Annotated in this window: 6 protein-coding genes; all 6 read right to left on the bottom strand. The window is 71.3% G+C overall.

Going from position 1 to position 6218, the window contains the following annotated elements:
* Positions 1 to 67: 67 nt before the first annotated feature.
* Positions 68 to 2359: a protein translocase subunit SecD gene (secD, locus tag ACWF94_RS24100; RefSeq protein ID WP_453492086.1), complete on the bottom strand. Its 2292-nt coding sequence runs from the start codon at positions 2357 to 2359 to the stop codon at positions 68 to 70.
* Between the two features lie 165 nt (positions 2360 to 2524).
* Entirely contained in the window at positions 2525 to 2941 is a 417-nt protein-coding gene (locus ACWF94_RS24105) for a hypothetical protein (protein WP_453492089.1), read from the bottom strand.
* Between the two features lie 212 nt (positions 2942 to 3153).
* On the bottom strand, positions 3154 to 4050 hold the full coding sequence (locus tag ACWF94_RS24110) for a serine/threonine dehydratase (RefSeq protein WP_453492091.1): 897 nt from the start codon (positions 4048 to 4050) through the stop codon (positions 3154 to 3156).
* A 20-nt stretch (positions 4051 to 4070) separates the two neighbouring features.
* Complete coding sequence (locus tag ACWF94_RS24115; RefSeq protein WP_453492094.1) at positions 4071 to 4478, bottom strand: RidA family protein; 408 nt, start codon at positions 4476 to 4478, stop codon at positions 4071 to 4073.
* 39 nt (positions 4479 to 4517) lie between these two features.
* Positions 4518 to 5417 carry an NAD(P)-dependent oxidoreductase gene (locus tag ACWF94_RS24120; protein ID WP_453492097.1) on the bottom strand — a complete coding sequence of 300 codons (900 nt, stop codon included), beginning with the start codon at positions 5415 to 5417 and terminating at the stop codon, positions 4518 to 4520.
* 50 nt (positions 5418 to 5467) lie between these two features.
* Positions 5468 to 6218 (bottom strand): glutamate ligase domain-containing protein (locus ACWF94_RS24125; protein ID WP_453492100.1); only part of this gene is annotated, 751 nt, incomplete at its 5' end.

Below are 6218 nucleotides of genomic sequence, written 5' to 3' on the forward strand. Positions count from 1 at the left end.
GGAGGTACGCGCCACGAACCCGAGGTGGCGGGTCCGTGGCGCGGGTCCGGTTACGGCCTGGTCCGGCTCAGACCACCGCCCCCGAGCTGTTGCGGGCGTTCGTCCGGGCCGGGCGGGTGCGGGGACGGTCGGGTCGGCGGAGCTGGAGGCCGACGGCCAGGGGCATCGCGGTGAAGACCGTCGACGCGATGCCCATGAGCACACCCGCCAGCAGCGCGACGGAGAAGTCGGCCAGCGATTCCCCGCCGAGCACGGCCAGCGAGACCAGGACGAAGAGCGCCCCCATCCCCGTATTGATCGTGCGCGGGAGGGTCTGGGCGACGGCCTTGTCCGCGAGATCCGGCCACGCGCCGCGCGGGGACATGCGCCGCAGTTCCCGCAGCCGGTCCAGGACGACGACCGTGTCGTTGACCGAGTAGCCGATGACGGTCAGCAGCGCCGCCAGGAAGACGCTGTCGACCGGTTTGCCCAGCCAGGCGAAGAGCCCCACCACCAGCAGGACGTCCTGCACCATCGCGGCGACGGCCGCCGCGGCGAAGGTCCAGCGGAACCGCACGGTGAGATAGAGGAGCTGCGCGGCCACCGCCACCGCCAGCGCGATCAGCGCGTGCTGGCGCAACTCGCTGCCCAGGCTCGGCCCGATGAGTTCGTCCCGCTCGATGGTCACCTCCCCGGCGACCTTCCCCAGCGAGCCCCGGATCTCCTCCTGCTCCTGGTTGGACAGTTCCTCGGTCCGTACGGTGATACCGCTCTCGCCCGTCGTCTGCACCACGGCCCGGGGGAACCCGGCGTCCGCGACGGCGGCCCGCGCGGTGTCCGCGTCCACCGGCCGCTCGGCGGCGTACTGCACCATCCGGCCGCCGGTGAACTCGACGCCGAACTCCAGACCGCGCACCCCGATCCCGGCGAGCGCGACCAGCAGCAGCCCGCCGCAGACCGCGAGCCAGCGCCGCCGGTTCTTCATCAGCCGGGGCGGGCGGCGCTCCAGCAGGGTCCGGACCCGGCCGGTCCGGGTGATGCCGGTGAGCGCGGGCCGCCGCCGCACCGGCTTCAGCCGCAGCGCCCAGTCGGCGAAGAGCCGGGTGATGACCATCGCCGAGATCAGCGACGCCAGCACACCGATGGCGAGGGTCACCCCGAAACCCTTGACCGGCCCGGTCGCGAAGACGAAGAGCAGACCCGCCGCCAGCAGGGTCGTCACATGGGAGTCGGTGACGGCGCTCCACGCCTTGCTGAACCCGATCCGCATCGGACGGCGCAGATCGGCGCGGGCGGCGGAGGAGCGCGCGTACTCCTCCCGAGCGCGTTCGAAGACGAGGACGTTCGCGTCGACGGCGATACCGATCGCGAGGACGAACCCCGCGAGTCCGGGGAGGGTCAGCGTCGCCTGGAGCGCGACGACGGCGGCGTACGAGATCAGTCCGTACAGCAGCAGCGCGAGAGTGGCGAGCAGTCCGACCAGCCGGTACACGACGATGATGAAGACACCGGTGCAGAACAGCCCGATCACGGCGGCCAGCGCGCTCGCCCGGATGGCGTCGGAGCCGAGGGTCGGGCCCACCACGTTCTGCTCGACGGCCGTCACCGGGACCGGCAGCGCGCCGCCCTTGACCAGGGCCGCGAGATCACGGGCCTCGGACGCGCTGAAGCTGCCGGTGATCTGGGCCGATCCGCCCGTGATACCCGACCCGCAGGCCACGGACTGCTCCATCCCGGGCGCGGAGACGACCTTGTCGTCCAGGACGATCGCCACCCGGCGGGCCGGATCGCCCGGCGCGGCGCACGCGGCAGCCCCGGTGATCTTCGCCCACTCCTTGCCCCCGCCGCGGAAGGACAGATCGACGCTCCAGCCACGGCCCGACTGTCCGTCGAACACCGCCTCGGCGTCCTTGACGCCCTCGCCGGTCAGCGCGGGCGGCGCGAGCCGCAGAAACCCTCCCGGGGCGTCGGGGTCCGGCAGCACCCGGGAGCCGTCCGCCGCCGGAGCGGACTCCGGTCCCGCGGTCGCGCCCTGCACGGGATGGAAGGTGAGCTGAGCGGTACGGCCGATGACCTCGGTCGCCTTGCGGGGGTCCTGCACCCCGGGCAGTTCGACGACGATCCGGCGCTCACCGGAGCGCGCGAGCGACGGCTCGGCCACCCCGAGCGCGTCCACCCGCTGCCGCAGCACCTCCAGCGCCCGGTCGGTGGCCGCCGCGTCGGCACGCACGGTAGGGGAGTCCTTGGTCTCCAGGACGATACGGGTGCCACCGCGCAGATCGAGTCCGAGGCGGGGCGAGGTGGTCAGGGTCACATACAGCGATACGGCGACGACGGCGAGCGCGAGCAGCGCTCGCCAGATCGTGGCGCGAGACGACATGAGTACTCCACGGGCAGCGCGCGGGCGCCGTACGGCGCTCCGCGGACATCGAGGGACGTCGGTGAAGAGGACGTCAGGGACGGAGCGCGCCCGGACGGGCCGCCGGACCGGGCCATGCCGTGCGAGGGCATGCCGGATACCGGGCCGCCGGACGCCGAAGACGCGTCAGCTGCTCGATGCGGTGGGAGGTGCGCGGCTGTTCCGCGGGCTGTACGGGGGCTGGGGCGGCGCGCGCTCCTGGCGCGGGCCCGCCCAGGGGTCACCGGCCGGCGGCTGCTGGAAGTCGAAGGCCGCGGGTGTGCCCGCTGCCACGGGTGACACCGGCGGACGGCTGTCCGCGTCCGTGGCCACGGCCTGCTGGACGACGGCGACCGGCGCGCGCCGCACCTCGGGCCGTACCGACGCGGTGCGCTGGGGACCGTCCGTCCGCGCGGGAACAGCCGGTGCCGCCGACGCCGAGGAGATGACGGTGACACCCCCGGCGGCCGGCGCGGCACCGACGAGCACCAGGAACGTCGCCCAGACGCCGACCAGCAGCGGCGGCAGAGCCGTCGCCAGGAGAAGACGTACGCGCTGTGGCATCCGCCCCCCTGGTCGTCTCTTCGTCGGGCCTGTCCGTCCGGTGACAGCGTAGGCGACGGAAGTGGGGGCGGGGTGGTGACCGACCGGTGAACCGTCTGTTCACCGGTCGGCGGGGAACGGTGGTCCGGGGCCGGCCGCCGCCTGAGGGCCCGGAGCGCATGAGTCGGTCCCGGCCTCCCCCGGGCAAGGGGGCGGCCGGGACCCATCGTGCGTCAGGCGGGATGCCAGTCGGTGTTCGCGCCGCACAGGACGAGGCAGGGGTGACGGCCGGGAACCCGGCCGGCGAGCCATGCGGCGAATGGCACCGCCGCGGCCGGCTCGACAGCCAGCCGGAGTTCTTCCCAGAGCAGGTCCCGGGCGTGGGTGATCTCCCGCTCGGTCACCAGCGCCAACCGGACTCTCCCGGACGACAGCAGCGCGAAGGCGTTCACGCCCACGCGTGACGCACCGAGCGCCGACGCCGCGGCCGAGTCCACCGGAGCGTCGACCGGCATGCCCGCCGAGAACGCCGCGTGCAGACCGTTGCAGTGCTGCGGTTCCACGGCCACCACCGTGTGATCCGGTCCCAGGCCCGCGCTGAGGCCCGCCGCCAGTCCACCGCCGCCGACGGCTGCGGCGACCGAGTCGCACCAGGGAGCCTGCCTGGCGATCTCCAGCCCGACGGTGCCCTGACCCGCGATGACAGCCGGGTCGTCGTAGGCGTGCAGAAAGCTGCCCCCCGACTGATCGGCCCACGCTCTGGCGGCGGCCTCGGCATCGGCGTAGCACTCGCCGTGCAGCACCACTCGCGCACCCTGGGCGGCGATCCGCCGCACCTTCGCCTCCGGTGTCGTGCGCGGCACGTACACCGTGGCGGGAACGTCCATGAGCTTGGCCGCCGTGGCGACGCCGAGACCGTGATTGCCGCCCGATGCCGCGACAACGTCTCCTCCGGTCTTGCCGGCGATGACCCCGTTGAGCGCACCGCGGAACTTGAACGAACCGGTCGCCTGGAGGTTCTCCAGTTTCAGCGTGACCGCGCGACCGCCGATGTCCGTGGTGATCACAGGAGTGATGCGGACGTACGGGCCGATCCGGTCGGCTGCCTCCCGGACGTCGTGATGGGTCACCGGCCGAAGAGTTTCTTGTTTCATGTCCCCGGGGTATCAGTCGAGAGTTGAGATTCGAGGGTCGCGATGGCGTCGATGCAGAACAGAAGTCCATCCGGCAGGGCAGAGCACGGAACGACAGACCGCGCCGGTGGCGGGACCGGCATGTGGCGTGCGTAGACCTCGTTTATCTCTGCGAAGTCCTCTGTGCTGACGTAGTAGATCGTGGTCTTGACCAGCCGCTGCATCGAGGAGCCTGATTCCGACAGGAGGCCGGCCAGTTTCATGAGTGCCTGTTCGGCTTGTGCCGCGACGGTTTCAGGTGCCTTTCCGGTCATGGGATCGGTGCCGAACATCCCCGAGCAGAAGATCTGCCCGCCGGAAACGACAGCCCACTCGGCCGGGTCGTCAGGTGCCGGGACACCGGCCCTGGAAGCTTGCCTGCTCATGGGTTCTGGTCCTCTTCTCGGGTGCGGGGCGGGTGAAGATCAATGTTTGACCAGAACGTTCTGCGGCCGGCCGTTCGCGAATGCTTCGACATTTTCCACGACTGTTTCGAGGCTTTGCTTCTGGGCTTGTGCCGTGGCGAACGCGACGTGTGGCGTTGTCAGTACCTTCCCGTGCCCGGCGAGCGTCCTGTAGTAGGTGTTCGTGGTGTCGAACGGTGCCTGCGGGTCGCAGTCGACCGCCGCGCCCGCCAGAATGCCGTCGTCCAGTGCCTCCAGCAGGGCCTTGACGTCGAAGGTGTGGGGCCGGACATAGGTGAGGAAGTATGATCCCGGCTCCAGGGCACGGAAGAATTCACGATCCAGCAGATTGGCCGTACTCGGGACAGAACTCAGGGAGTTGACGATCAGCTGGCAGCCCTCCACCGCCGCTATCGGATCGATCCCGCGTGCGACGTATCGCACGTTCGCGCCCAGGGCCTCCAGCGCTGTGCCGAGACGCGAGCCGATGTCTCCGGCACCGATAATGCAGACGTTCTTGCCCGACAGGCTCTCGTGCCGGACAAAGCGGAGTTCACGGTCGACGTTCACATAATCCTGGAATCGGCGCAGCAGGCCCAGCGCCATGAATACGGCCCATTCCACGACCGAATCACGATTACTTCCGCGCGCGTTGGCGAGCACCACGTTCCTGAGTGCCAGCGCGTCGGTGTCGAAGGAGCCGATCTCGACGAAGGGGAACGTGAGGAAGACATCGTTAAGCCGTTCGAGGCTGCCGGCGACGAACATGCCGTCACTGCACACCACGTCCGCGCCCTCGATCTGCTTCAGCCACTCCTCGTCCGAACTCGCGCCACCTGCCGTGGTCACGTTCCCGACCCGTTGCAGCCTGCGGACCTGGTCCTCGCTGAACGGCAGTGATCCGGTCACGACGATTTTCATGCTTGCCTGGCCTCTCTGGAATATCCGAGCAATTGTCTTCGGTCCGCTCATCAGGACGGCGCGTCACGCGCCGTCGCCACGGCCGACAGGCCCACCACATTCGATGCCTTGAGCAGGACGACATCGCCCCGGCGCAAGGTTTCCCGGAGCAGACCGATCGCGGCGCCGCCGTCCGGCACGGCGTACACGGACACGCCGGCCGCGCGCGCGGCGGCGGCCATGGCGGCCGGCCCCTCGCCCTCGCCCACCGCCACGAGGACGTCGATACCGAGCGCGCCCGCCAGCGCGCCGATGGCCTCGTGCTGGTGGATCGCCTCTCCGGCCTGATGGATCATCTCGCCGAGGACGGCGACCGTCCGGCGATCGCCGGCCATCGTGGCCAGGGTGCTGATCGCCGCCCGCGCGGAGGCCGGGTTGGCGTTGTAGGCGTCGTCGATGACCGTGACGCCATCGGGACGCTCCCTGATCTCGAACCGCCCCGCCGAGCGGGGCTCCGCCCTGCTCAGCGCGGCCGCGATCCGGCCGGCCGGGACACCGACGGCAGTCGCGGCGCACGCGGCGGCCAGCGCGTTCGCGACCTGGTGCCCGCCGGGCAGCCGCAGCCGCACCAGGGCCCGCCCCATCGGCGTGTGCAGGGTGAACGACGCACAGCCCGCCGCGTCGAGCGTCACGTCCCGCGCCCGCACCGCGGCGTCCCGGCCGGTCCCGTAGAACATCACCGCCGCGGACGTCCCGTCCGCCATGGCGGCGACGCGCTCGTCGTCGGCGTTGAGGAGCGCCAGCCCGCCCCCCGCCGCCGCG

This window comes from Streptomyces sp. NPDC055078 (assembly GCF_053607985.1).